At 31.2% G+C, this 25,612-nt stretch carries 25 protein-coding genes and 1 pseudogene; 22 read left to right on the forward strand and 4 right to left on the reverse strand.

Translation table 11 applies throughout. The annotated features are described in order from the left end of the window. Entirely contained in the window at positions 1 to 1,809 is a 1,809-nt protein-coding gene (locus tag ABXG81_RS01615) for an acyltransferase family protein (protein WP_353528960.1), read from the reverse strand. Continuing rightward, the gene (locus tag ABXG81_RS01620; protein WP_117521842.1) at positions 1,799 to 2,185 is read right to left on the reverse strand and encodes a hypothetical protein; all 387 of its coding nucleotides are present in this window, start codon (positions 2,183 to 2,185) and stop codon (positions 1,799 to 1,801) included. Before ABXG81_RS01620 ends, ABXG81_RS01615 begins: the two co-directional genes overlap by 11 nt. 66 nt (positions 2,186 to 2,251) lie before the next feature. Between ABXG81_RS01620 and ABXG81_RS01625 the strand changes: the two genes are divergently transcribed. From ABXG81_RS01625 to epsC, 8 genes are all read left to right on the forward strand, one after another. Then, complete coding sequence (locus ABXG81_RS01625) at positions 2,252 to 3,034, forward strand: alpha/beta fold hydrolase (RefSeq protein WP_353528961.1); 783 nt, start codon at positions 2,252 to 2,254, stop codon at positions 3,032 to 3,034. A 509-nt stretch (positions 3,035 to 3,543) separates the two neighbouring features. Further along, entirely contained in the window at positions 3,544 to 3,774 is a 231-nt protein-coding gene (locus ABXG81_RS01630; protein WP_117521840.1) for a ferrous iron transport protein A, read from the forward strand. Next, complete coding sequence (gene feoB / locus ABXG81_RS01635; RefSeq protein WP_353528962.1) at positions 3,771 to 5,927, forward strand: ferrous iron transport protein B; 2,157 nt, start codon at positions 3,771 to 3,773, stop codon at positions 5,925 to 5,927. Before ABXG81_RS01630 ends, feoB begins: the two co-directional genes overlap by 4 nt. Before the next feature lie 9 nt (positions 5,928 to 5,936). Next, positions 5,937 to 6,089 (forward strand): FeoB-associated Cys-rich membrane protein, encoded by a 153-nt coding sequence (locus tag ABXG81_RS01640; RefSeq protein WP_117521838.1) that lies wholly within the window; start codon positions 5,937 to 5,939, stop codon positions 6,087 to 6,089. Positions 6,090 to 6,267: 178 nt separating this feature from the next. After that, positions 6,268 to 6,699: a flavodoxin gene (locus tag ABXG81_RS01645; RefSeq protein ID WP_117521837.1), complete on the forward strand. Its 432-nt coding sequence runs from the start codon at positions 6,268 to 6,270 to the stop codon at positions 6,697 to 6,699. Positions 6,700 to 6,701: 2 nt separating this feature from the next. Next, the gene (locus ABXG81_RS01650) at positions 6,702 to 7,250 is read left to right on the forward strand and encodes a DUF3793 family protein (protein ID WP_117521836.1); all 549 of its coding nucleotides are present in this window, start codon (positions 6,702 to 6,704) and stop codon (positions 7,248 to 7,250) included. 262 nt (positions 7,251 to 7,512) lie between these two features. Then, positions 7,513 to 8,427 carry a cysteine synthase A gene (gene cysK, locus ABXG81_RS01655; protein ID WP_353528963.1) on the forward strand — a complete coding sequence of 305 codons (915 nt, stop codon included), beginning with the start codon at positions 7,513 to 7,515 and terminating at the stop codon, positions 8,425 to 8,427. Continuing rightward, positions 8,420 to 8,941 carry a serine O-acetyltransferase EpsC gene (epsC, locus tag ABXG81_RS01660; RefSeq protein WP_181965135.1) on the forward strand — a complete coding sequence of 174 codons (522 nt, stop codon included), beginning with the start codon at positions 8,420 to 8,422 and terminating at the stop codon, positions 8,939 to 8,941. Before cysK ends, epsC begins: the two co-directional genes overlap by 8 nt. A gap of 407 nt (positions 8,942 to 9,348) precedes the next feature. On the opposite strand, the gene tyrS is transcribed toward epsC, so the two are convergent. After that, on the reverse strand, positions 9,349 to 10,599 hold the full coding sequence (gene tyrS / locus ABXG81_RS01665) for a tyrosine--tRNA ligase (RefSeq protein WP_353528964.1): 1,251 nt from the start codon (positions 10,597 to 10,599) through the stop codon (positions 9,349 to 9,351). Between the two features lie 374 nt (positions 10,600 to 10,973). On the opposite strand from tyrS, the gene ABXG81_RS01670 reads away from it, so the two are divergent. From ABXG81_RS01670 to ABXG81_RS01735, 14 genes and pseudogenes are all read left to right on the forward strand, one after another. Then, positions 10,974 to 11,453, forward strand: coding sequence for a flavodoxin (locus ABXG81_RS01670; protein ID WP_353528965.1), 480 nt, complete (start codon positions 10,974 to 10,976; stop codon positions 11,451 to 11,453). A gap of 628 nt (positions 11,454 to 12,081) precedes the next feature. Then, complete coding sequence (gene metG, locus ABXG81_RS01675) at positions 12,082 to 14,034, forward strand: methionine--tRNA ligase (RefSeq protein WP_353528966.1); 1,953 nt, start codon at positions 12,082 to 12,084, stop codon at positions 14,032 to 14,034. Next, positions 14,034 to 14,795 carry a TatD family hydrolase gene (locus ABXG81_RS01680; RefSeq protein ID WP_353528967.1) on the forward strand — a complete coding sequence of 254 codons (762 nt, stop codon included), beginning with the start codon at positions 14,034 to 14,036 and terminating at the stop codon, positions 14,793 to 14,795. The genes metG and ABXG81_RS01680 overlap by 1 nt, the downstream gene beginning before the upstream one ends. Further along, positions 14,792 to 15,322: a ribonuclease M5 gene (rnmV, locus tag ABXG81_RS01685; protein WP_209814133.1), complete on the forward strand. Its 531-nt coding sequence runs from the start codon at positions 14,792 to 14,794 to the stop codon at positions 15,320 to 15,322. Before ABXG81_RS01680 ends, rnmV begins: the two co-directional genes overlap by 4 nt. Next, on the forward strand, positions 15,319 to 16,158 hold the full coding sequence (rsmA, locus tag ABXG81_RS01690) for a 16S rRNA (adenine(1518)-N(6)/adenine(1519)-N(6))-dimethyltransferase RsmA (protein ID WP_353528968.1): 840 nt from the start codon (positions 15,319 to 15,321) through the stop codon (positions 16,156 to 16,158). Before rnmV ends, rsmA begins: the two co-directional genes overlap by 4 nt. Positions 16,159 to 16,686: 528 nt before the next feature. Next, positions 16,687 to 16,962, forward strand: a pseudogene (locus tag ABXG81_RS01695) (hypothetical protein). A 398-nt stretch (positions 16,963 to 17,360) separates the two neighbouring features. After that, entirely contained in the window at positions 17,361 to 17,597 is a 237-nt protein-coding gene (locus ABXG81_RS01700) for a DUF5626 family protein (protein ID WP_353529232.1), read from the forward strand. Then, positions 17,567 to 17,731, forward strand: a complete 165-nt coding sequence (locus ABXG81_RS01705) for a hypothetical protein (RefSeq protein ID WP_353528969.1) — start codon at positions 17,567 to 17,569, stop codon at positions 17,729 to 17,731. Before ABXG81_RS01700 ends, ABXG81_RS01705 begins: the two co-directional genes overlap by 31 nt. Positions 17,732 to 18,159: 428 nt before the next feature. Continuing rightward, a complete protein-coding gene (locus tag ABXG81_RS01710; protein ID WP_353528970.1) occupies positions 18,160 to 18,387 on the forward strand; it encodes a hypothetical protein in 228 nt (75 codons plus the stop codon). 83 nt (positions 18,388 to 18,470) lie between these two features. Next, positions 18,471 to 18,701 (forward strand): glutaredoxin family protein, encoded by a 231-nt coding sequence (locus ABXG81_RS01715; protein WP_117521826.1) that lies wholly within the window; start codon positions 18,471 to 18,473, stop codon positions 18,699 to 18,701. Between the two features lie 213 nt (positions 18,702 to 18,914). Beyond that, the gene (gene ilvA, locus ABXG81_RS01720) at positions 18,915 to 20,099 is read left to right on the forward strand and encodes a threonine ammonia-lyase (RefSeq protein ID WP_353528971.1); all 1,185 of its coding nucleotides are present in this window, start codon (positions 18,915 to 18,917) and stop codon (positions 20,097 to 20,099) included. Continuing rightward, complete coding sequence (locus ABXG81_RS01725) at positions 20,096 to 21,523, forward strand: UDP-N-acetylmuramoyl-L-alanyl-D-glutamate--2,6-diaminopimelate ligase (RefSeq protein ID WP_353528972.1); 1,428 nt, start codon at positions 20,096 to 20,098, stop codon at positions 21,521 to 21,523. Before ilvA ends, ABXG81_RS01725 begins: the two co-directional genes overlap by 4 nt. Then, positions 21,520 to 22,728, forward strand: coding sequence for an aminoacetone oxidase family FAD-binding enzyme (locus ABXG81_RS01730; protein WP_353528973.1), 1,209 nt, complete (start codon positions 21,520 to 21,522; stop codon positions 22,726 to 22,728). Before ABXG81_RS01725 ends, ABXG81_RS01730 begins: the two co-directional genes overlap by 4 nt. After that, positions 22,721 to 24,013: an NAD(P)-binding domain-containing protein gene (locus ABXG81_RS01735; protein WP_209814127.1), complete on the forward strand. Its 1,293-nt coding sequence runs from the start codon at positions 22,721 to 22,723 to the stop codon at positions 24,011 to 24,013. The genes ABXG81_RS01730 and ABXG81_RS01735 overlap by 8 nt, the downstream gene beginning before the upstream one ends. Positions 24,014 to 24,435: 422 nt before the next feature. On the opposite strand, the gene ABXG81_RS01740 is transcribed toward ABXG81_RS01735, so the two are convergent. Further along, entirely contained in the window at positions 24,436 to 25,611 is a 1,176-nt protein-coding gene (locus ABXG81_RS01740) for an FAD-dependent oxidoreductase (protein WP_353528974.1), read from the reverse strand. Between the last annotated feature and the right edge of the window lies 1 nt (position 25,612).

Below are 25,612 nucleotides of genomic sequence, written 5' to 3' on the forward strand. Positions count from 1 at the left end.
TTATTCTCCTTTTGCTGGGTTTTTAAGTGATTCATTTATTGATTTTTCTAATAGTTTTAGATAAGCTTGGTAGGCATCCTGCTTTCCATAAAAATGTACCCCATCTGTTCCTTGGTAGTATTCAGGATGGGCAATGCCTTCTTTTTCCCATTCCATGAGGGTTATGAAATCATATTTTTTAGCTATTTTTTTCATAGCAACGCTTACTCTATGGGGTTGGTCGTAGCGGTTATCATAACATGTAATTAGTATTAGTCTTTTACCTTTTGGTAGAGTTTCTACAATTTTTTTAAGACTCTCATAAGGTTCTACTTGTGCATTGGTACCTAAGGCAATTATTACTATTTGTCCTAGGTTTCCTTCGTTTTTCATTTGTTTCATTAAGACTGAACCGCTTTCTAGAGGGCGACTTCCTTCCGCATTTACATAAAGCTTATTAATACTTTCTTGGATTAATTCTCTATTTCCTAAGATTACACTATCGCCAAGTAATGTTATAGTAGGGCCATTAGCATTTTTATCTAAAGAAAAGCCGTTATTCTCCTCTTCTATTATATCAACTTGACTCTTATCTAGTTTAATTTTTTCTATATCTTGGAGTATAGATTCTTTTAGTATTTCTTTTTCTAGGCCTACCATATCACTAGATGCATTAGATATAGTATGGGCTAGACTAAAACTTACTGTTATCATCAAAATTATGCTTATTTGAAATACAACTCTGTACTTCTCATAGTTGATCTCTTTTGTATTCCTATCTTTAATAATTGGTCTAACTTGTTTGTTGTTAAAGATTGGCTCAAAGATATGGTAGTTAAATAATACCAACAATATCGTTATAAGAATTGATAGTAGTAAGCCCTTAGTATCTGGTACAAAGCTTGATACTATAACAAAACTTGGCCAGTGGAATATATATAATCCATAAGTATAGTCAGAAAATCTTTTCATAATCTTGTCTTCATATAAATTTTTGTTTGAATAAGCTACAATTATCATGATAGAACTTATAAGGTCAGTTAAAAGAAATCCTACACAATAAGTAATCTTACTATCATAAGATAAAGTTAGAGCAAGTATTGCTATAAGTCCTGTACAAATGAGGGTGATTTTGTTGTAAGGCAGTTCTTTAATAGAAAATCTTTTTATAAATGAAGCTAATAAACCACCTATAACAAAAGATCCCATGCGTGTAAGGTCAAAGAAGTAAACAAAGCCTGTATTTATGTTTTTATTTAGAGTTAGTATAAACGTTAATATATATGATATTAAGTAAAGTATTAGACAAATATCCATAAAATTAGACGAAAATTTACGTTTAAAGGCTCTATTATTTTCATTTTTCTTACAAATAAGAAGTAAGATTAAAGGCCAGATTATATAAAAGTGTACTTCTATGGCAAGTGACCAAGTATGCATAAAAAGTTGCCTTATAAATTGACTTTCATAGGAGCCTCCTCTAAGAATTTCAAAATAGTTGTAATTAAAGGAGAAAGCTGATATAAATTGGTCAAAATACTTTACTGTATAATCTTTATTTATGCTTATAGCAAAAAGTGTCGTAAGAAACAGCATAAGCAGTACTGGAGGAAATATCCTTATAAATCTTTTAAAATAAAAGTTTTTGATATCAATTCTCTTAGTTTCATGTATCTCATCTATCAAATGATAGCTTATGAGAAATCCTGAAAGTACAAATAGAATATTAACTCCTAAAAATCCAGCGGGTAAAACCTCGGGAAAGAAGTGATAGGATAAAACTAATAGTATAGCAAAGACGCGTATAAAATCTAATCCCTTAATTTTCATTGTCATCATCCATTTCTTTCCACTTACCATCTATCTTTCTATAAGAATTGCCATTTTTTAAAAAGACTGTAATATTAGAATTGCCTTTTTTCTTATCAAAATTTGCTATATACATATAATCATCTCCCTTGAATAGACCAGGACCATCAAATCTACTATCCTTAAATGCTCCAGAAAAAGTACCGTCAGAGCTTTTAAGGCTTGATCTACCTTGGAATTTATTTTTCTTTATAGTACCTGTGTAATATAGGTTTTCACCTAGTTTATAATCTTTAACTTCTTTTTTAAAATTACTAGATATTATATAAAATAAAGATATTACCATAATAATAGCTAAACCTATGCTCATCTTTGATAAAAATCTTTTATTATCCATGACACCTCCTTAAAATATCACAATTTTCATTATGGGTATATTATATCAAAAGGAAGAGGTTTTTTTATGAAATATATATATAAACAAATTGAAAAAAGTAACGATGTTGTTTTAAGAGGGGTCTTAAATACTCCAGATGATTTTGATGAGAATGAAAAGTATCCTACTGTAATATATTTTCATGGATTTGCAGATGATAGAAATGGTTTACAATTTATGAATATTCAAAATTCAAAATATATTACTGCGAATGGATATATAGTATTTAGATTTGATTTTTCAGGTTGCGGAGAATCTGATGGAAGTTTTTTTGATATAGACCTATCTCGTGAAATTGAAGAAGCTAAAATGATACATGATTTTGTAGAAAAGCAAACTTATGTAGATAGTAATAATTTGTTTTGGAAGGGACATTCTATGGGTGGAGCAGTTGCTACTGCTATAGCAGGTTATAAGAAACCTAGGGCACTTTCACTGTTTTCTCCAGCAGCTGACTTTAGTGCAGAAGAAAATTCATTAATGGATTCCCTGCTTAAGACCTTTAGGTCATCCTATAATAGAAAAGATGGAGATGATGTAGGAGGACTAAAAATAAGTGATGAATTTATAGCTGATGTCACCTCTTACGACTTGTACGCAGAAGCTAAGAAGTATGATGGTCCAGTACAAATATTAAGAGGAGATGAGGATGACATTATATCAAAAAAATCCAATGAAAAATTAAACGAGTCTTTCAAAAATGCAATTTATAAGGAAATTGAGGGAACCGATCATACATTCTCAGATTATTCCCAAAGATTAGAAAGCTTTGAATTGATGTATGACTTTTTTGAAGCAAATAGAGATTAAATGTATATTTACGAAGAGGCTGTTGCAGAATTAATAAATCGTCTCAAAGTCATTAAGAACCTCTATGGAAATTTTGCCTTAATGAGCTAGCAGGTTATGTAAAAATTTTCTAAGAGAAGCTTCTAATAATAGGACTATAACTATTCATAGTTTTTCAACAACCACTCTTAATGCATTTATAAATTTAGAATCAATCTAAATTATTTTTATAGATTATTGGGATCTTTATAAATAATTTATAAAAATCATGTATATTAATTATTTATTTTTTGCAAGTTTAATTTGAATGTGTAGATTTAGACATTGAGAAGAAAAATAAAAATAAAATATGATATTGATTATCATTATTTTATGTGGTATACTTTATATACAATAAAAACCGCAAAACTTTATTTATATTTTAATATTTTATAAAAAATCTTGGTTTATATATAAAAAGTTCTATAATAACTCTGTATATAGCTAATATTAAAAGTACATTATAGAAACTTTACATGTGAGGAGGATTAATGACGAAATCATTAAAAGAAGCAAGTATAGGTGAAACCTTAACTATCGAAAAAGTTAACGGTCATGGACCTTTTAAGAGAAGAATATTAGATATGGGTCTTACTAGGGGAACTGAGCTTTATGTAAGAAAAGTAGCTCCTCTGGGTGATCCTTTACAAGTAAGTCTTAGAGGTTATGAGCTTACAATAAGAAAAGAAGATGCAGAAAATATTTTAGTGGAGGAAGCATGAGCTATACAGTAGCCCTAGCAGGTAACCCTAATTCTGGGAAAACTACACTTTTTAATGCATTAACAGGATCAAATCAAAGAGTGGGTAACTGGCCAGGGGTTACAGTTGATAAAAAAGAAGGAAATCTAAAAGGACATAGTGATATAACAATCCAAGATTTACCAGGTATTTATTCTTTATCACCTTACACTCTAGAGGAGAAAGTAGCTCGTGGATACTTAATTGAGCATAGACCAGACGTAATTGTAAATCTTGTTGACGCATCAAATCTTATAAGAAACTTATATCTTACAAGTCAGCTTATAGAACTTGGTATACCTACTATCATAGTTTTAAATATGATGGATATAGTAAGGGATAGGGGAGATGAAATTGATAAGAAAGCTCTATCAGACTTACTAGGATGTCCTGTAGTAGAAGTTATTGCTAGTAAAGAAAAGGGTGTGGATACCCTTATTAAAGAGGTAGTTCATACTATGGATAATGATTATTATCCAATACCTATGGATTATTCCTATGATCTTGAAAATAAGCTTGCTGATATAAGAAATACAATAGATCCTTATGTAAGTGATGACCTTAGAAGATTTTATACTATAAAAGCTTTTGAGGATGATACTGCTATGATCAATAAAATAAAGCTATCAAAAGAAGATAGTGATAAAGTAGCGGAGATTCGTAAGGACTGTGAGCGATATTTTGATGAAGATGCTGAATCGATTATAACTAATGAAAGATATCAAAGATTAGATGCTTTAAGCGATAGGGTTCTTACTAAACATGAATCAAAATTATCAAAAACTGAGAAGATTGATAATGTAGTTACATCAAGGATCTGGGGTCTACCGATTTTTGCCCTAACAATGTTTTTGGTATATTCTCTATCAGTATTTAAGTATTCACCAGGAACAATAGGTACTGACGCTATCAATGGATTATTTGGAGATACTTTGGTACCTGGAGCAGCTAGTTTGTTAGAGTCAATTAATATAAATCAGATGCTAATAGGATTGGTAACTGATGGTATGCTCGCTGGTGTAGGTGCAGTTTTGGGCTTTTTACCACAAATGATGGTACTATTTGCTTTACTATCCTTACTTGAAGATATAGGATATATGTCAAGGGTTGCTTTTATAATGGATAGACTCTTTAGAAACTTTGGTCTTTCAGGAAAGTCATTCATACCAGCTATGATTTCTACAGGTTGTGCTGTTCCAGGTATACAAGCTTCTAGAACTATTGAAAATGATAGAGATAGAAGAATAACCATAATGACAACTTCATTTATGCCTTGTTCAGCAAAACTTCCTGTAATTGCTCTTATAGCAGGAGCATTTTTCCCAGAACATAGAGCTTTGGTTACCTTTAGTTTTTATATCATAGGTATAGCAGCTATAATAATGAGCGGTGTTATCTTAAAGAAATTTAAAAAATTTCAATCTGATCCATCACCATTTATAATGGAGCTACCTCTTTACCATGCACCAAGAGCAAAGTCAGTTTTAAGAGATGTATGGAATAAGACAAAGTCTTATATTAAACGTGCTGGAACTATTATTCTATTATCTGCAGTGTTAATCTGGTTTTTAACTAACTTTACCTTTAAACTTGATTCAGCAGCAGAAGATGGAAGCAATTCAATCTTAGGTGTGATAGGTTCTTTTATTGCTTTTATATTTGCTCCACTTGGTTTTGGTACTTGGAAAGCAGTTGTGGCTACAATATCAGGTTTTATTGCCAAAGAAAATATAGTATCAACCATGGGTGTACTACTAGGATTGGGAGGAGAAGTTACAGAAGATAGTAATGCCTTACTAGCAGCATTTAATACTGCTATAGGTTCACCAATTGCAGGATATGCATTCTTATTATTTAATATGTTATGTATGCCATGCTTTGCAGCTGTTGGAGCTATAAAAACAGAAATGGGTGATACTAAATGGACTTGGTTAACTGTTGGATATCAAATGGGATTTGCTTATGCGATTACATTCATTTTCTACCAATTTGCAAGACTTATAGCATATAAAATATTCACACCAGCAACTATAATAGCAATTATAGTCTTAATAGCATTACTTTACTTACTACTAAGACCAGATAGATCTATAAAAGAAAATAAGTCTTACAGAACAGAACTAATTCGTAATTAGGAGGTAAATATGAACTTACAATCATGGATACTATTGATACTTATACTCTTATTATGCTCATATATAGTATATATTAGATTTATAAAAAATGATGCAGAAGGGGGGTGCAAAGATTGCCCAGGGCATAATCCACAAAAAGGGTTCAATAAAAATAAATTTTAATTAAAAATTGAAAGAAGTTATTGTTATATATTAGTGAATTATTAATCTAACACTCCTATGGTAAGATTATAATTTACTAATATATAATAACTTCTTTCAAAAAAATTTTGATAGATGTTGATAATGAGTATCGTTATCTGATACTAAAATAATATTTAATATACAAAGGAGAATTAATATGTCAAAAGTTGCAGTAATTTATTGGTCAGGAACAGGTAATACAGAGAATATGGCAAACGCTATTTTTTCTAGATTAAAAGAGAAAAATGTAGAGGCAGATTTGTTTGAAGTAAGAGGTTTTGATATTTCTACTTTAGCAGATTATGATGGATTTGCCTTTGGATGTCCAGCTATGGGAAGTGAAGAACTAGAGGAAGCTGAATTTGAACCAATGTTTGAGTCAGTTGAAAACAAACTAGATAACAAGCCAGTAGTTATTTTTGGTTCATATGAATGGAATGATGGACAATGGATGCTTGATTGGCAAGAAAGATGTAAGAATGATGATATAAATCTAGCAGCTGATGGCCTTGCTGCCTATGGTAATCCAGAAGATGATGATATTAAAGCTTGCTATAATTTAGCTGATAGTTTAAGCAGCAAATTATAAGGATGGGAGAAGAATTATTAGCTCTCTATTGTAGTCAGGTTTTAGGAAATATCAAACCTTCGAATTTATTTACCATTTACAATAAGTATTGCAATTTAGATAAAATGGTAAGAATATGGAATGATAATTTTAATAAATATGATATTTATTTTACTATCATATCTATTAGAGAGAATTCTTCATCGATCTTATGCTATAGAAAAAACTTGTTAAGCGATTGTATTAGATCTAATAATACAAAATGCCTTTTAAATACTTATGGATATGAAACAGATAGCATCGAAACTTGCATTCATTGCTTGAAAAAAAGATTGGCTCAAAATGAATTTCCACATGAAATTGGTTTGTTACTGGGCTATCCATTTGAAGATGTTATAGGTTTTATTGAAAACGAAGGAAGAAATTATCTTTACAGTGGATATTGGAAAGTCTATAAAAATAAAGAAGAAAAATGTAAACTTTTTAATTTATATAATCAAACTAGACTTAAATATTTAGCTGCTAAAGAAAGCCATATAGACATACTAAAATTAATTAAAGAAAGTAGGTGATAAGTAAAAGTGATGATTAAATTATCTGTCAAGTTCATGTAAAACTCCTAAGATAATATAAACTTAATGGCAGAATACGTAAGCATACCAATTATTTTGTATAAGAGTTAGCTCAAAAATGGGTTAGCTCTTATTTTTTGCTATTGTAAAATATATCTATTTACTTGATTAATGAAAATAATTCGTTATAATAATATCTACAAGTGTTGCATAATAAATTTATTTATATTTTATGAAAAATATATTTATAAAAGGAGTCGATATGACAATTAAAGATAATGCAAAAGAATTAATAGGAGATACTCCGTTACTTAAGCTTAATTCCTTAAAAAAAGAAGGAAGAGCTGACATATATGTCAAGGTAGAAAAAAATAACTTAGCTGGTTCTATCAAAGATAGGATAGCTTTATATATGATAGAAGAAGCAGAAAATGAAGGAAAGATTAAACCAGGTGATACAATTGTAGAGCCGACTAGTGGTAATACAGGAGTTGCCTTAGCTGCTTTATGTGCAGCAAAAGGCTATGAGCTAATACTAACTATGCCTGCATCAATGAGTAAAGAACGCGAACAATTAGCAAAAGCTTATGGTGCAGAGGTTATAAGAACTACAGAAGGTGCCTTACAAGGAGCTGTAGATAAGGCAAAGGAACTAGCAGAAAATGAAGGATATTTCTTGCCAGATCAATTCTCAAATCCTGCTAATGTAAAAGCTCACTATGAGACAACAGGTCCTGAAATATTATCAGAGATCACACCAGATGCCTTTATAGCTGGTGTAGGTACAGGCGGAACAGTTACTGGTGTTGGTAAGAGACTAAAAGAAAAAGATAGTAATATCAAAGTATATGCTATACAACCAGCAGAAAGTCCATTATTATCTGGAGGAGAAGCTTCTAGCCACAAAATCCAAGGTATAGGAGGTAACTTTGTTCCTAAAAATCTAGACTTTGATGTTGTAGATGGAATAATAAGCGTAGCGGGTGATGATGCTATAAAAATGAGTAGACAAATAGCAAAAGATGAGGCCCTTGCAGTAGGTATATCCTCAGGCGCTAATGTAGTAGGGGCTATTGAAATTGCTGATAAACTTGGGGAAGGAAAATCTGTAGTAACAGTATTACCAGATACTGGTGAAAGATATTTATCTACAGAGTTATACCCAGTAAATGATTAGTTATGATAAATACAAAGAGGAACTTTTGGAATCTGCTCTTAAAAAAGATCCTGCTCTAAGAAGTGAGGAAGAAGCTATACTCTATTCACCAGGAGTTAAAGCTCTTCTCTCACATTATAGAGCTCACGAACTTTGGGTTAATGGAAATCTCTATGAAGCTAATGAATTAGCATTTAAGTCTAGAATGGAAACAGGAATAGAAATTCATCCTGGAGCATCTATTGGTAGAAGATGTTATATAGACCATGGAATGGGTGTTGTTATAGGAGAAACTGCCGAAGTAGGAGATGATTGCCTAATCTATCATGGGGTAACCCTTGGCGCAGTTGAAAATAAAATAGGAAAAAGACATCCAACAGTAGGCAATGACGTAATGCTAGGAGCAGGCTCAGTTATTTTAGGTGATATACATATAGGAGATCATGTAAAAATAGGTGCAAACGCTGTAGTCCTAGAAGACGTTGAAAGCCACTCAACAGCAGTAGGCGCACCAGCTAGGGTTTTAAAAAGATAATAAATATTAAAAAACACTTCTAAAGTAAAATCTTTATAGATTTACTTTGGAAGTGTTTTTATGTAATATTGAATTTACCGTCTAGATCGAACGAAGAGAGCAGAGAGATCTACTTGTGATATTAGTTATTTGAGATACATAAAAGTCTAAGAGATTTCTTCGTTTCACTCCGCTACGCTCCATTCCAGTCGAAATGGATGGTTGAAGTAGATCATCTCGACTAAGCGAAAGAAATGAGCGCATGGAAAGATCCCCGATTAATGTTAAGTAATTGATCTACTTATAATATCAAGGGATTTCTCCATTTCATTCCGCTTCGCTACATTTCATTCGAAATGGGTATCCATCTCGACTAATCGAATGGAATGAGCGCATGGAGAGATCCCCAGTTTAATAGTCAAAGTTACTTATACTAAAAGTACTCTATGGAAATTCTTCTTTCCTTTTTTGATTATAATCTTATTATCTTCAAATAAATCTTCGGTAATTTCAAAACTTGCATCAGAAATCTTTTCATCGTTAACTGACACGCCACCTTGCTTTACAAGTCTTCTTGCTTCACCATTTGATTTAGTAAGTCCTACATTTGTCATAAGTTGTAGTAGTCCAATTGGTAGATCAGCTTTTGCTATCTCTGTGGTAGGCATAGCATCTTCGTTTCCCTTACCAACAAAAAGTGCTTTAGCTGCATCTAAAGCTTCTTTGGCTTTTTCTTCACCGTGGATTAGCTTTGTAACCTCAAAGGCTAATACTTCTTTGGCATGGTTTATTTCAGAGGCATCTTTTGCAGCACCTAGTCTTTTACATTCTGCTGTTGGTAAGAATGTTAATTGTAATAAGAATTTTTCTACGTCCCTATCGTCAACATTTCTCATATATTGGAAAAGTTCGTAAGGGCTTGTTTTTTCTGCGTCTAACCATACTGCACCTTTTTGAGATTTGCCCATTTTTACTCCATCAGCAGTTGTAAGAAGTGAGAAAGTCATACCATAAGCTTTAGCATCTTCTTTTTTACGAACTAGATCTACACCACCTATAATATTTGACCATTGGTCAGACCCACCGATTTCAAGCACGCAATTATGGCGACGATATAATTCTAAGAAGTCATATGATTGTAATAACATATAGGAGAATTCAAAGAAAGTTAGTCCACCTGCTGCCATACGGTTTTTGTAAGCATCCTTTTTGATCATTTCATTTACTAAAAATTCGCTTCCTACATCTCTTAAAAATTCTACGAAGTTTAGGTCAAGTAACCAATTCTTATTATTATCAATTATAGCTGCATCTTCTCCAAATTCTAAGAATCTTTGGAATTGTTTATAAAAACTTTCTGCATTGTGCTTTATAGTTTCTTCGCTCATAACCATACGCATATCGCTTCTGCCAGATGGGTCACCTATCATAGTGGTTCCACCACCTAGAAGAGCTATAGGTCTATGGCCGTAGTTTTGCATCCTAATCATAACCATAATTTGTATAAGGTGACCTACTGTTAGTGAATCAGCAGTAGCGTCAAAACCACAGTAGAAAGTAAGTTTCTCATTTTTAAGCTTTTCTTTAAGCTCAGCCTCATCAGTAGCAGCTTCAAAATATCCACGTTCAACAAGCTCTGTAAAAACATCATTGTACTCTTTATCATAAGTATATATCATAATTCCTCCTAAAATTAAGTATAAAAAAAGAGCATAAGAGGGCAAGATATCTGCGGTACCACCTCTTTTTATACTCTGTGCCTTGCCACACCCAAGGCCGGTGTTAAACAAAATGAAAGTGTAATTCAGGAAAAGTTCCTTACTGGATTTCATTATAAGTTTTATTTAGTTAATAATAATGTACCTTTTATAATTATCTTTGCAATAGCATGCTGGTTAGAAATCAATCAATTATTTTATCATAGTAAATCGATATTAATATATCAAATAATCCTTTTCGGCTATTGAATGCAATTAATTTTGAGGTATATTTGTATTACAATTAAATATATAATAATATTGTTTCATATATAAGGCTAATAATGGAGGTAATTATGGGTAAGGCATTAGTAGCTTATTTTAGTGCAACAGGTAATACTAAACAAGTAGCTAGCAAGCTTTCTAAAGTAGTTGAGGGAAGTTTACACGAGATTGTTCCAAAAGTTGCTTACACTGCAGATGATTTAAACTGGAAAGATAAAGAAAGTCGCTCTAGTAAGGAGATGAATGATAAGTCACATAGACCAGAAATATCTGATCAAGTGGATAATATGGATAGCTATGATACTATATATCTAGGATATCCAATATGGTGGGGTGTAGCTCCGACAATTATAAATACATTTTTGGAAAAGTATGACCTTGATGGAAAGCATATTATAACATTTGCAACTTCAGGTTCTAGTGAAATGGGTGATTCTACAGAAGGATTAAAGATTTCTGCAAAAGGAGCACATTTTAAAGAAGGACAAATTTTAAAAAAAGATATTAATGATAAAGAACTTAAATCTTTTGTTGATAGTTTAAATAAATAATATAATAATATATATCATATCGTGCTAGTAACAGATACTATCTTTTACTAGCACGATTTTTATATATGATAAATTTTTTGTATTCGCTTACACTCATTTAGTAGAGATGGTGAACTTTAGCCCATTTCGTCAGGAGTGTAATGAAGTGGAGGAATCTCTTGGGTTCTTTATAGTAAATAAAGATATGAAATTTAAAATAAATTGAGATCTCTCCATGCACTCATTTCATTCACTTAGTCGAGATGGTAAACACAACCCTTTATTTCGACTGTAATGAAGCGAAGCGGAATGTAACGGAGAAATCTCTTGGACTTATATGTATCTCAAATAATTAATATCACACGGAAATCCATTATAAAATAGAAGAAATTAAATAAGATAGATCTTGAATATGAAAATATTAGAAAGACTTAATGTGCTTATTAACAAAAATTTTCCATCAACCATAAATCTAAATCTTCTAAAGTATAAATATTTTGATTAAGTAAATTATCTATTATAATATAATTAGATACTAATCTGTTGATTTGATTAAAAGCACATTAAATTTATATTAGTAGTTTGATTATGAGTATTAATATATTTGAAGTATGATATAACTATATGATTTCTAGAGAAAGGATAGCTTATGACAGAAAAAAAACCTTATTATATAACTACTCCAATATACTATCCTAATAGTAACCTACATATTGGAAACACTTATACATCAATTATTGCTGATGTTTTAAAAAGATATAAAAAATTAAATGGGTATGACGCATATCTTGTAACTGGTACAGATGAGCATGGACAAAAGATTATGAGAAGTGCTATAGCTCATGGAACTAGTCCACAAAAATTTGTAGATATTATTGCTGATGAAACTAAAGAACTTTGGAAAAAACTTGAAATTGACTATGATACTTTTATTAGGTCAACAGAAGCTCAACATGAAGAAGATGTAAAAAATATCTTTAAAAAACTTTATGATCAAGGAGATATTTATAAGGGTGAATATAAGGGATATTATTGTACACCTTGTGAAACTTTTTGGACAGAAAGTCAATTAGTTGATGGAAAATGCCCAGATTGTGGTCGTGATGTAGAATATCAAGAAGAAGAATCATATTTTTTCCGTCTTTCAAAATATGAGGACAGGCTCAAAGAACTATTTAAAAACAATCCGGAATTTCTTGAACCACAATTTAGGCAAAAGGAAATGCTCAATAACTTTATAGATAAGGGACTTTCTGATCTATCTGTTACCCGTAATTCTTTTGATTGGGGAGTAGATGTTCCGTTTGACAATGAACATGTAGTTTATGTTTGGATAGATGCTCTATCTTGTTATTTAACAGCTATTGGTTATGGTGACAATCCTAAAAGGTTTGAAAAATATTGGCCGGCAAGTGTTCACTTAATTGGAAAAGATATAGTAAGATTTCATACAATAATTTGGCCAGCACTATTAATGGCTCTAGATCTTCCGCTTCCTGAAAAGGTATTTGCTCATGGTTGGATTCTTTTTGATAATGATAAGATGAGTAAGTCTAAGGGAAATATCATGTATCCAGAACCGCTTGTAGAACTTTATGGTGTGGATGCTCTAAAATATTTTGTTCTTCGTGAGTTTAACTTTGGATCTGATGGAAATTTTTCAAGTAAGAAATATATGGAAAGATATAATTCTGATTTAGTAAATGACCTAGGAAATTTAGTAAGTCGTACCACATCTATGATTGATAAGTATAATGGTGGTATTGTTAAAAAAGGCAGCAAGACTGATCATTTTGATGATGAGCTTAAGGATTTGGCTGCTAAAACTTATAATGATTATACAGAACAAATGGATTCATTTGAATTTAATGAAGCTTTGCAAACTGTATGGACCTTTATACGTCGAGCTAATAAATATGTAGATGAAACTGAGCCATGGATCTTAGGTCGAGATGAAAATAAAAAAGATAGATTAAATACAGTCTTATATAATCTTGCTGAATCTATTAGGATTGTAGCTCAGTTAATAGAACCAGTTATGAAAAATACTACTAAAGAAATCTTAGCTAAGCTTGGAACAGATAACAAAGGATTTGCTTCTGCATCAAAGTTTGGACTTCTAGAAGAAGGTGCTAGTGTAACAAAAGGTAATAACTTGTTTGATAGATTAGATGTTGAAGAAGAACTAGTCAAACTTCATGATAAAAACAATGAATTAATTAAAAAAAGACTGGGAAATACCAAAGATGATGATGAGATTAAAGAAGATCAAGTAGCTGAGATTAGCTATGAAGATTTTGCTAAGCTAGATTTAGTTGTAGGGAAAGTTCTATCCTGTGAAGATCATCCGGATGCAGATAAGCTTTATGTTTTCAAAGTTGATATTGGAGAAGATAGGCCACGTACAATAATTTCTGGCATCAAAAAATGGTATGATATGGATGATTTAGTTGGCAAAAATGTAATAGTAGTTAAAAACTTAGCTCCAAGAAAAATGCGCGGTATAGAATCAGAAGGAATGATGCTTGCAGCAGATTATAAAGATGAATTATCAATGTTAACAACTCTTAAAGATATGAAACCAGGAAGTAAGGTTAGTTAATGAAATTAATAGATTCACATTGTCATCTTACGGATGAGGCTTTTGATAATGACAGGTTATTTATTTTAAATGACCTGTCTAATTTTGCTATAAAAGCTATTATAAATCCAGCTACAAATTTAGAAGATTCAAAAAAAGTGATAGAATTATCAAAAAAATATGATAATATTTACCCTATGGTAGGCATCCATCCAGAAAATATAGAGAATATTGAAGATTCTGATTTAGAAGAACTAAAGAAGCTAGCAGAAGATGAGAAAGTAGTAGCAATAGGTGAAATAGGGATTGATTATTATTGGAAAGATGATAATAAGGATAAGCAAAAAGAAATATTTATAAAACAGTTAGAACTAGCAAGAAGGCTTTCTTTACCAGCAGTGATTCACGTTAGAGATTCAAAAGATGATGTTATAGAAATCTTAAAGAATTATACGGATCTTAGAATTCAAATTCACTGTTTTTCAGACGATTTAAAGACTTTGGAGACCTATATGGATATGGGATTTTTTATATCAATTGGTGGAGTTGTTACATTTAACAATGGAGAAAACGAGCAAATTGCAGCTAGAAATGTACCTATAGATAGACTTATGATAGAAACAGATAGTCCATATCTAACCCCAGAACCATATAGAGGACTTAGAAACGATCCAAGACGTGTAGTAGAAGTTGCTAGGAAAGTGGCAGACTTACGCGATATGAAAATAGATAAACTTGCCAAACGCACTTACAATAACACTAAGGAGTTTTTTAATTTATGATTAAAGAAACAATAGTAGTAGAAGGAAAAGATGATATTGCTAATGTAAAACGAGCAGTAGATGCTGAGATGTTAGCAACCAATGGCTTAGCTTTTGGCAATGATTTAATAGACAAATTAAAAGTAATAAATGAACGTACAGGAATAATAATTTTTACAGATCCAGATCATGCTGGAAAGAAGATACGAGAAAAAATAGCTAGAGAGATTCCAACAGCTAAGCACGCCTACATAGATCGTAAGAAAGCTATAAAAAAGGGAGATTTGGGTGTGGAAAATGCAGACCCAGAAGTTATAATAGATGCACTAAATAATGCTAAGGCTGAAATAACAGAAAGTCGCAATGAATTTGTAATGGCAGATCTTTTAAATAATGGACTTTCTATAGGAAGTGGAGCAAGTAAAAAACGTGAAGAACTTGGCAATATATTAGGTATAGGTTATTATAACTCTAAACAATTGTTAAGTAAATTAAACTCTTTTGGAATCAGCAGGGAAGAGTTTGAAAAGGCGGTGGAGAAGCTATGAAAAAACTATATTCACCAAAGGTTGTAAAAGAGATAATTGACTTCTATGATTTTTCTTTTAAAAAGTCCCTAGGCCAAAATTTTCTTATAGATAAAAATTTCGTAGATAAGATTGTAGAGTCAGCCGATATAGAAAATCAAAATGTATTAGAGATTGGTCCGGGTATAGGAACTATCACTTATGAAATAGCAAAAACTGCCAAGAAAGTAGTAGTAATAGAGATAGACAAAAGCCTTATCCCAATACTTGAGCAAAACCTAGAAGAATTTGATAATGTAAAGATTATCAATGAAGATATACTAAAAGTAGATTTAGTTAAGTTAATAGAAGAAGAGTTTGATGGAGAAAGCTTTAAAGTAGTATCAAACCTTCCTTACTATATAACAACTCCAATCATAGAAAAGTTAATAACAACAGGTATTCCTTGCAAAGATATGACCATAATGGTGCAAAAAGAAGTTGGACAGCGCATGGTAGCAAGTGAGGTGGATAAGGAATATAGCTCCCTTTCAGTTTTTATAAAGTTTTACACAGAGGCTAAAACTCTAGTAAATCTACCAAAATCTGTATTCATGCCACAGCCTAAGATAGACTCTACTATCCTTAACTTAAAGCTTAGGATATATGATGAAAATGTAGACCAAGAAACCCTCTTTAAGCTAGTGAGGGCAGGCTTTAATAAACGTCGCAAGACTATTCTAAATTCTATGTCAGATGTGGTAGATAAAGAAGATTTAAAAGTGGCCTTTGAAAAGACAGGTCTAAAAGCAAACTTAAGAGCAGAAAATTTATCTATAGATGATTATATAAAGCTTGCCAATCAAATAAACCTGTAAATCAATATCCCCAAACAAGGGGATATTTTTTTAAAAACTCTATACAACAAATCTAGGCCTAGGTCTATCAACTAAAAAATCAGATATACCAACATATTATATATTTGGAGAAAAAGATAGTACTAACACCAAAAATGACATCAAAAAGCTTGAAGAATCCACAAACAATCTTTGGGGTAAGTAAACCCGTAAGTGAGATTTCCTAGGAGGATATCTAAACGAAGTCAATGTGTATACTAATAAGTTTAGAAACCTAGTAGATGGCGGAGGCTTAGCCTAGGTGAATCTGCAAAATCGGTCGAAAGTGCTGCAAACATAACAAGTAACATAGTTTCAAGAATTAGTAAAAATTTTTGTGTGATTTTGAGTCCTTAGAAAAAATTGCTTGGCTTTGGATTGTAGAATTGAAGATGTTATCGAGCTTGTAAGATGTGATCAGAATTTAATAAAAGATATTAACGGATAAGTCTAAAGATTTAGTCGTTTTTTATTGCAAGAAAGGAGCTTAAGTTGGGAAAATTAGAATAAATTAAACAAAAATTAAAAGAAATAAAAGAGAAAATTGACGATACAAAAAAGATTAAGACAACTAAAAATAAAAAACAGAAGATATTAAAACAAGATATAATAAAAAAGGAAAAGTAAGAACTTATATGCTAATAACAAGAGGAGCAATATTAGAAAGTCTTATAAAAAGTAGAAGAACTAACAGATGAAGAAATAAAAATTCTACTAGTAGAAGCAACAAAAATAAAAGAATTTAAAGAAACACTTAGAATAATAAGAAAAATGGAAAAATATTAGCATAGATATTATATAATAATATGCTAGGAAAAGGTAATTAAAAATATAAAAAAGTATTGACATACGAATAAAATTATGTTAGGTTGTAGTTAACTAGAGAAAGGTGAAATAATGAATAATAGAACCGAGAAATATCGTAAACTTTTAGCTTTATCGCAACATAGACTTGAAAAAAAGTGGGTATGTCAATGACAAGCATAAACAAAATAGAGACAAGGAAAACTATTCCGAGTCTATAAACCGAAAATGATATAGCGAACGCAGCTACAAATGATGTAAATAATATTCCAGTAAACCATAATAAAAGTATTCAAAGTAATAAATTTGAAATTCCAACACTTCAATTAGGAGAAAAGCAAAGCCACGAAGTTGTTCTTTCAAATGGTGAAATTGGAGTTATTACCGTTGAAAAAATTGCTGATTTTACAAATGATAAAAAAGATATCGAAGGTCCTGTTTTATATGGATGGAGCCGTTGGCATACTAGAAAAAATGTTACTGATGGAACATATAAGATAAATGTTGTTACTGCTGCAGCAAATGCTGGTTTTGCGGTTGACATTAGAAATTATAGAATAACATCAGCATATGATCCTTGCATTTCATGGCGATATCAAATGTTTCAGGAACACTAACACATGATTCATCTAAAAAGGCTACTTATTTTATGAATTTTAGTATGGCAATACCTTGGGTAGGTGGTCCAAGCTGGACAGGTGGAGTTCAAGCGAGAATTGAAGGCAGGAATTTAGTTACTTACTGGTATTAAAGGAGAGAATTTAGATGTTAGGTGTAATATTTGCGACAATAATATTTGTATTAGGTGTTATTGCTTTAATAAAGAATTTCAAAAAAATAATTAGATGGATAAAGAATATCTAGTAAGTATATTTGCGAAATAAGTTTAAAACTAGGACTAAGAAGCAAAATTTTAAATAAATATTTATTAGAAAACAGCAAATAAAAAAGTTTGCTGTTTTCTCTTTGCTAAAAAAATGAAGTCTAAAAATCAATTATGAAATAAAGCGAGTATATGGATGGAAAAAGCTGATTTAATAAGTATTTTAAGATGTTATTGAGCATGTAGTTGAAAGAAATCTAGAAAAAATAGAGAAAATAAACGTAAGTATTGATAATTAAACGGGAGAATTTTAGTATAATTTAATTGTTGAGATAGTTCTGTTTAGAGAAGGGAGATTGAATTGGGCAGGACTAAAAAATATGGAAGAACTTTATTCTAGATTGCCAAAAGACGATGGTAAACATGCTGATAGTATGAGTATAAGGTCACAAAAAGTAATTCTAAAACAATATGAAAAACAAACGGAGTACTCACTTTCTAAAGACGGATATAGTAAATATGAGATAAATAATCTAAGAAATTTAAACAATAAGGAATTTAAGGTGGAATTTGAAGAACTTTAACTTGTAAAATATTACTAATTCTTGAAATATCTAAAAAATTGGGTATAAATTAGTAGGTAAGAATAAAAGTTAAGGAGATAATAATGGCAGACATTAAAATTTACACATCAAACACATGTGTTTTCTGTAAAGCAGCTAAACAATATTTCAATGAAAATGATATTGAGTTTACAGAAATGAACATAGATGAAAATCCAGATGCTGTTGAATACCTAGTATCAAAAGGATACAGAGGAGTTCCAGTTATCAATATAGATGGAGAAGATATAGTAGGTTTTGATAAACCAGCTATAGAAGCAAAATTAGGTTTGTAAGAAAGAGGGTTTGTCCCTCTTTTTCTATGCCTTTTTTATATTTAGCCCTTGATTGTTTTAAGAAATACAGTCATATTCTATAGTATAGGAGTATAAAAACAATTTCATAAATTATTTTTATTAAGCTATATTTTATCAAATGATTTATGATGAGAAAAAATTTTTACAAATTTTAAAATATTGTTATAATCTTAATGAGAAAGGAAGTATATTATGTTAAATTTTAAAGAAGCAAAAATAAGAGTTGATGAAGTTATCAGCCCTACTCATTTATTTTATTCAGACTACTTTTCTGGAATCTGCAATAATAACGTTTACATAAAACCAGAGAATTTACAAAAAACTGGATCATTTAAATTAAGAGGAGCTTATAATAAGCTTTCAAAACTTGATGATCAATCAAAAGAGGTTGGGATCATTACAGCAAGTGCAGGAAATCACGCTCAAGGAGTGGCTTATTCTGCAAATAAACTTGGCATTGATGCAGTTATCTGCATGCCAGAACAAACACCTATGATAAAGGTGGATGGAACCTTAAAATATGGGGCTAAGGTAGATTTATATGGAAAAAGTTTTGATGAATGTAAAGACCATGCTATAGCTCTAGCTGAAGAAAAAGGATATACATTTATACCACCGTTTGATGATTTTGATGTTATAGAGGGTCAAGGAACTATAGGTCTTGAGATAGTAGAAGAGTTAAAATACGTAGACTATGTAATAGTACCTGTAGGTGGTGGTGGACTTATAGCTGGTATTGCAAAATGTATCAAGGAAATCAGCCCGCTTATTAAGGTAATAGGTGTAGAGCCATACTCAGCTCGTTCAATGCAAGAATCTATCAAAAGTAGTAAAATAATTAAGTTAGAGGGTGTAGATACAATAGCTGACGGTACAGCAGTTGCTGAGGTTGGTAAACATACATATGATATAGCAAAAGACTATGTAGATGACTGGATAACTGTAACAGATGAAGAAGTTCTAATGGCCTTTATAAATCTTATGGAAAAACATAAGTTAGTAGCAGAGCCATCAGGAGCTTTAAGTCTTGCTGCACTTCAAAAACTTAATTTTTATAATAAAAATGTAGTTTCAGTTATAAGTGGTGGCAATATAGATATGAGCTTTATATCTCAATTAATAAATCGAGGTCTATATGAAACTGGTAGAATAACCATAGTTAATGTTGAGGTGCCAAATATTCCAGGAAAATTACAAGAACTTCTTGCTAATATTGCTTATACAAAAGCAAATGTTATTTCTATAAATCACGATAGTTTAAAAGAAACATCTAGATTTAAGAACATTAATGTAGAAATCACCCTTGAAACTAATGGGCCAGAACATGTTAAGAAAATTTGGGATGTTTTGGCTAAGAAAGGATATATTGTACATTGATCTTTGAAAATCTACTCGAAAAAATTGAGTATGTAGAATATAAGAAACAAAATAATATAGAATTACAAAATATTACTAATAATTCAAAAAATATAAAAGAAAATGATATATTTGTGGCCGTAGCTGGAAATCTTAGCGACGGTCATAAATATATAGCTAATGCTATAGAAAATGGAGCAAAAACCGTTGTCTACCAAAACAATATAGATTTTGAAGATGGTATCAACTATATCAAAGTTAGTGACAGCAGAAAGACTCTATCAGTTATATCAAATATACTAGAAGACTATCCATCAGAAAAGATGACGGTAATAGGAGTTACTGGAACTAATGGTAAGACTACAACAGCGACTACTATATATTATCTTATGAAAGAAATCTATGGTTCTGCTACAAATATTGGTACAGATGGCACCTTTATAGGGGATAAGAGAACTGATAATTCAAATACTACCCCAGATATCTACCTATTAAATAAGATTTTTAACGAGAGCTTAGAAAACGGAATCGATAGGGTGGTGCTTGAGGCATCAAGCCATGGACTTTATCAAAATCGTCTTATGGGTATTTATTTTGATTATGGGATATTTACTAATCTTTCTACAGAGCATTTAGATTATCATAAAACTATGGATAATTACTTTGATGCAAAGATGATTTTGCTAGAAAATTCTAAAAATAGAATTGTAAATATAGATGATTCTTATGGAAAAAAAGCAAAAAAAAGATTTCCTGATGCCGTGACTTTTGGATTAAGTGAAGAAGCAGACTATAGAGCTACTAGAATAAATAAGATTGAGGATATCACTAATTTTAAATTAAAAGGGATAGATTTTACTATAAATTCTATAGCTGATTATGAAATTTATAATAAACTTGCAGCCATAGCTACATTAAATCTCATGGGAGCTAGCTTAGAGGAGATATCTAGCAAATTAAAAGAATTTAAGGGTATTCCATCAAGATTTCAATATGTAGAAAATGACTTAGGAAAAAATATAATAATAGATTTTGCTCATACCCCAAGAGCCTTTGAAGCTATTTTTAAGTCTATTCCAAAAGATGTAAAAACTATAGCAGTTTTCGGCATAAATGGCGATAGAAATGCTGAATTTAGAAGACTAATAGGTAATGCTTGTGCAAAAAATGATGTCTTTGCAGTAGTAACAACTGATGATCCGAAGTTTGAAACCTATGAAAAAATTAGAGATGAAATTGTCCTTGGTATTAAAGAATATGATGGAGAATATAAAACTATAAAAGACCGCAAAGAAGCAATAATTTATGCAATAAGTAAAGCTAATAAGGGAGATTATATCCTAATGTTAGGTAAAGGTGAGGAGCATTTTTTAAAACTAAATGGCAATGAAAAAACTCCTTATAATGAATATGAAACTGTCCTTGAGGCGATAGCAGCTCAATGAAAACTATAGTAATTGGTGCAGGAGTAGCAGGCTTATTTTTTGCAAACTTTATGGGAAAATCCGATGTCAAAGTTTTGGATAAGAATGAATTTGCGGGAAGAAAATTGCTTGCAACTGGAAACGGTCGTTGTAATTTCACTAATCTTAATTATGGTGTGGATAATTTTACTTCATCAAATGATGATTTTGTAAAAAATGTAATAGATTATTTTACAAACATAGATCTTATAGAGTACTTTCATGAACTTGGAATAGCAACTACGCACCTTCCATCAGGAAGATGCTATCCAAAGACTATGTCTAGTAAGACTGTAAGAGATATTCTTTACTTATCAGCTAAAGAAAGTATAGAATTTATGTTTGATGAAAAAGTTACTGGCATTGATTTTAAGAGAAAAAAAGTAAAGACATCTACAAATAATTACTCATACGATAAGTTAGTTATAGCTGCAGGAGGTATTACTCTTAAAAACTCTGGCTCAGATGGTAAAATTTTTGAGCTTATAGAAGATGAGATTCCTATTACAAAAATGACCTATGCAATAACTAACTATGAAACAAAAGAGAAACTTTCAAAAAAGGCTAAGGGAACTAAGGTTTCTGCAAGAGCAAGCTTATTTGTAGACGGTAAATATGTAAAAGAGTCGGTGGATGACGTTATATTCCAAGATTATGGCTTGACAGGAACAGCTATTTTAGATATTTCTAATGATTTGTCTTTACACTTAATGAAAAACAGAGAATGTGAAATTAGAATAGATTTTTTCCCTGAATATAATAGAAAAGACTTTAGAAATTTTTTATTCAAGTTATCAAAAAAATTTCCAAACAGACCTATAAAGGATATATTAATAGGTATAATAAATGAGAAACTAATAGATGATATACTAAATATATCAAATGTTAGTTTAAAAAAAATAAGCGGGAATTTAAGTGATAAGGATTTTGATAACTTAACAAAAAGCCTAAAGAACTTAAGTTTCTCGGTTAAAAAAATTCATGATAAAGAAAATGCACAGGTTACTATTGGTGGAGTTGATATCAAATATATAGATCCTAAAACTATGACTTCTACTATTTATCCAGATGTATTCTTTATAGGAGAATGCCAAGAAGTGGCGGGAGCTTGTGGAGGCTACAATATTAGCTGGGCAGCATCAACTGCCAAGATAGCCAGTGATTATATAAGGAGCTTAGATGTTTAAAATAAGTAGAAACTTAAATGAAATGAAATACAATGGTGAATCCATTAAACTTGCAATAATAGGAGCAGGAAAGATGGGTGCTAGCCTTATCTCACAATTATCAAATATTGACGCTATGGAAGTTAAACTAGTAATTGATAGAACACCACAAAAAGCCATAGATGCCTTAAAAAAAGCGGGTATTCCAGAAGAAAGAATAATATACACTGATGATTATAACGAGGGATATGAAGTATTGGAAAAAGGCTATGTGTGTGTGTCTACTAACTATAGACTTAGCTATAAGCTTTTACAAATAAACGCTGTTATAGATTGTACAGGAAATCCTTCGTTTGGTGCTGTGATAGCCCGCAAAACAATACAATATCACAAACATATGATTTCATTTAATGTAGAGTGTGAAGCAACTGTAGGACCTGTTTTACATGATATGGCAAAAAAAGCAGGAGTTGTTTATACAGGAATATTAGGAGATGAACCGGGTGCAATTATAGATCTATGCGATCAAGCTTTTGGGATGGGTTTAGATGTTCTTGTAGCTGCAAAAGGTAAAAATAATAAACTTGATGAGTATGCAACTCCAGAAACCTTAAAAGAAGAGGCGAAAGGAAAAAACTTATCTGCAAAAATGTTAACAAGCTTTGTAGATGGCACAAATACTATGCTCGAGCTTAACTCTGTATGTAATGCCTTAGGATTTTTACCAGATACATTTGGCTGCCATGGCATAGATACTAGTCCGGAAACAGCTGTTGAAGATTTTAAGTTAAAAAGAGAAGGTGGAATTTTAGATAATTATAAGATAGTAGAATTTTCTAAAGGAATGGCTCCTGGAGTTTTTATTATTGCTACAAGTGATAAAGAGGATGTAAGAGATCTTATGAAATTTCTAGGATTTGGGGATGGTCCAAATTATCTAATGTATAGACCATATCACTTAACAAGTCTTGAGGCGCCTATTACAATATATAATGCAGTTGTAGAAAATGAACCAACAATTGCTCCAATCCAAGGTCAAGTTGCAGATACTATAACAATAGCAAAAAGAGATATAAAAGCAGGAGAAAGCTTGGATGGTATTGGAAGTGAGAAAGTATATGGTAAACTTACAAGCCATACAAGATCGATGAATGAAGACTTACTTCCTATAGGTTTAATAACACCAAAAACAGTAGCAACTTGTGATATCCCAAAAGATACATTGATAGAAATGAATATGGTAGAAATCGATGAAAGAGCTACTATAACAAGACTTAGACGTAGACAAAACTCTATGAAATTGTAATAATATTTTAGTATTTAATAATTGATTTTAAAAAGTTAATAATAGAACAGTCCCTTCAGATATATTTTAATGATTCTGAGGGATTTTTTATAAAGCATTAAATTTATAATTTTATTTTTAAGACAAAGCAAATCAATAGATTTCTCCACTCCTTTTTGCTCAGGTAGAAATGGTTGGAGCCTGCTTAATAAAATTGTGGGAAATACATACCATCTCGACCGAAGCGGAGGGATCCTTGTATTGATTATTACTAAGCTTTCTCCACTCCTTTTGCTCTGTTAGAAATGGTTGGAGCCTGCATAGTAAAATTGTGAGAAACACAAACCATCTCGACCGAAGTGGAGAGATCTCTAATATTAAGCAAAAAAAACAGGACATACTATTGTCCTGTTCTTAGGTAAATAAATTTTCAAATATAAAATTTATTTAAACATCTCGGATAATTTAGTATTTTCTAATTCCTCGTGGTAAAATACTATATTTTTAACATCGTTTTGATATTTTATATCTCCCCAAAGAATTCCACCTACGTATTGATCGCTCATTTTAAATAGCTTGTAGATATTTCCGTCCTTCTCACTAGATATTTCTTCTATACCTTCACCTGAAGTAATTCCTGCCGAAAATATCTTTGTATCGCCTATCATTAAAGTTGAGAATGGCTTTGGCTTTTCGTAGCATTCGTTGCTACCTGTCATATTGTGTCCTGCAATTTTGCCCATTTCTTGGCTGGAAGTCCATAAGCCAATTGTAAAATTGCCTATTTGAGCGCAATCTCCTGCAGCAAATACATTTTCTTTCTCAGTTTGTAAAGTATCATCTACTATAATTCCTCGATCTACTTCAAGTCCTGAATTTTTAGCAACTTCTACATTTGAACGAACGCCAGCTTGAACCATGATTGCATCGGCATCTATAGTACTTCCATCATCAAGTTTAACTCCTATCACTTTGCCATCTTTAGATAAAATTTCACTAGTGTTTTTACCTGTATAAGTTGAAATTCCCATATCATTTAATGTACTTTCAAGTTTTTGAGAAAGATCTTGGTCTAGTTGACGAGATAATAAATAGTCAAAGCTTTCTATAACTGTAACTTTTTTACCTAGAAGTTTTGCAGAATAAGCAGCTTCAAGTCCTAAAATGCCTCCACCTATAACAACAACTTTATCCTTGCCGTTTACATAATCTTTAAAATTCATGAGGTCATCAATAGTTCTTATAGCAAAAACCCCATCGCTGCTAATATTTTTTATTGGTGGTACAAATGGATGTGCTCCTGTTGCAAGTAGTGCCTTTGCATATTCTATTTCTTCTCCATCTGATAGGACAGCTACATTTCTATCTAGGTCTAATTTATCTACAGCTGTTTGTAGTCTTTCATCTATATGTCTTTCGCTATACCATGGTTCTTTTTTTACATATATATCATCGTCATTGAATTCTTTAGAAATCAAATCAGAAAGTCTTGTTCTCCAATATGTGCTTGGTTTTTCAGCTGATACTATAAGTATTTTTGCGTCAGCATCTTTTTTTCTAATCTCTTCTGTAGCAGAAAGACCAGCTATACCATTTCCTATTATTAAATAATCGTACATA

It is taken from the genome of Anaerococcus nagyae (assembly GCF_040364225.1).
GTDB lineage: Bacteria > Bacillota > Clostridia > Tissierellales > Peptoniphilaceae > Anaerococcus > Anaerococcus nagyae.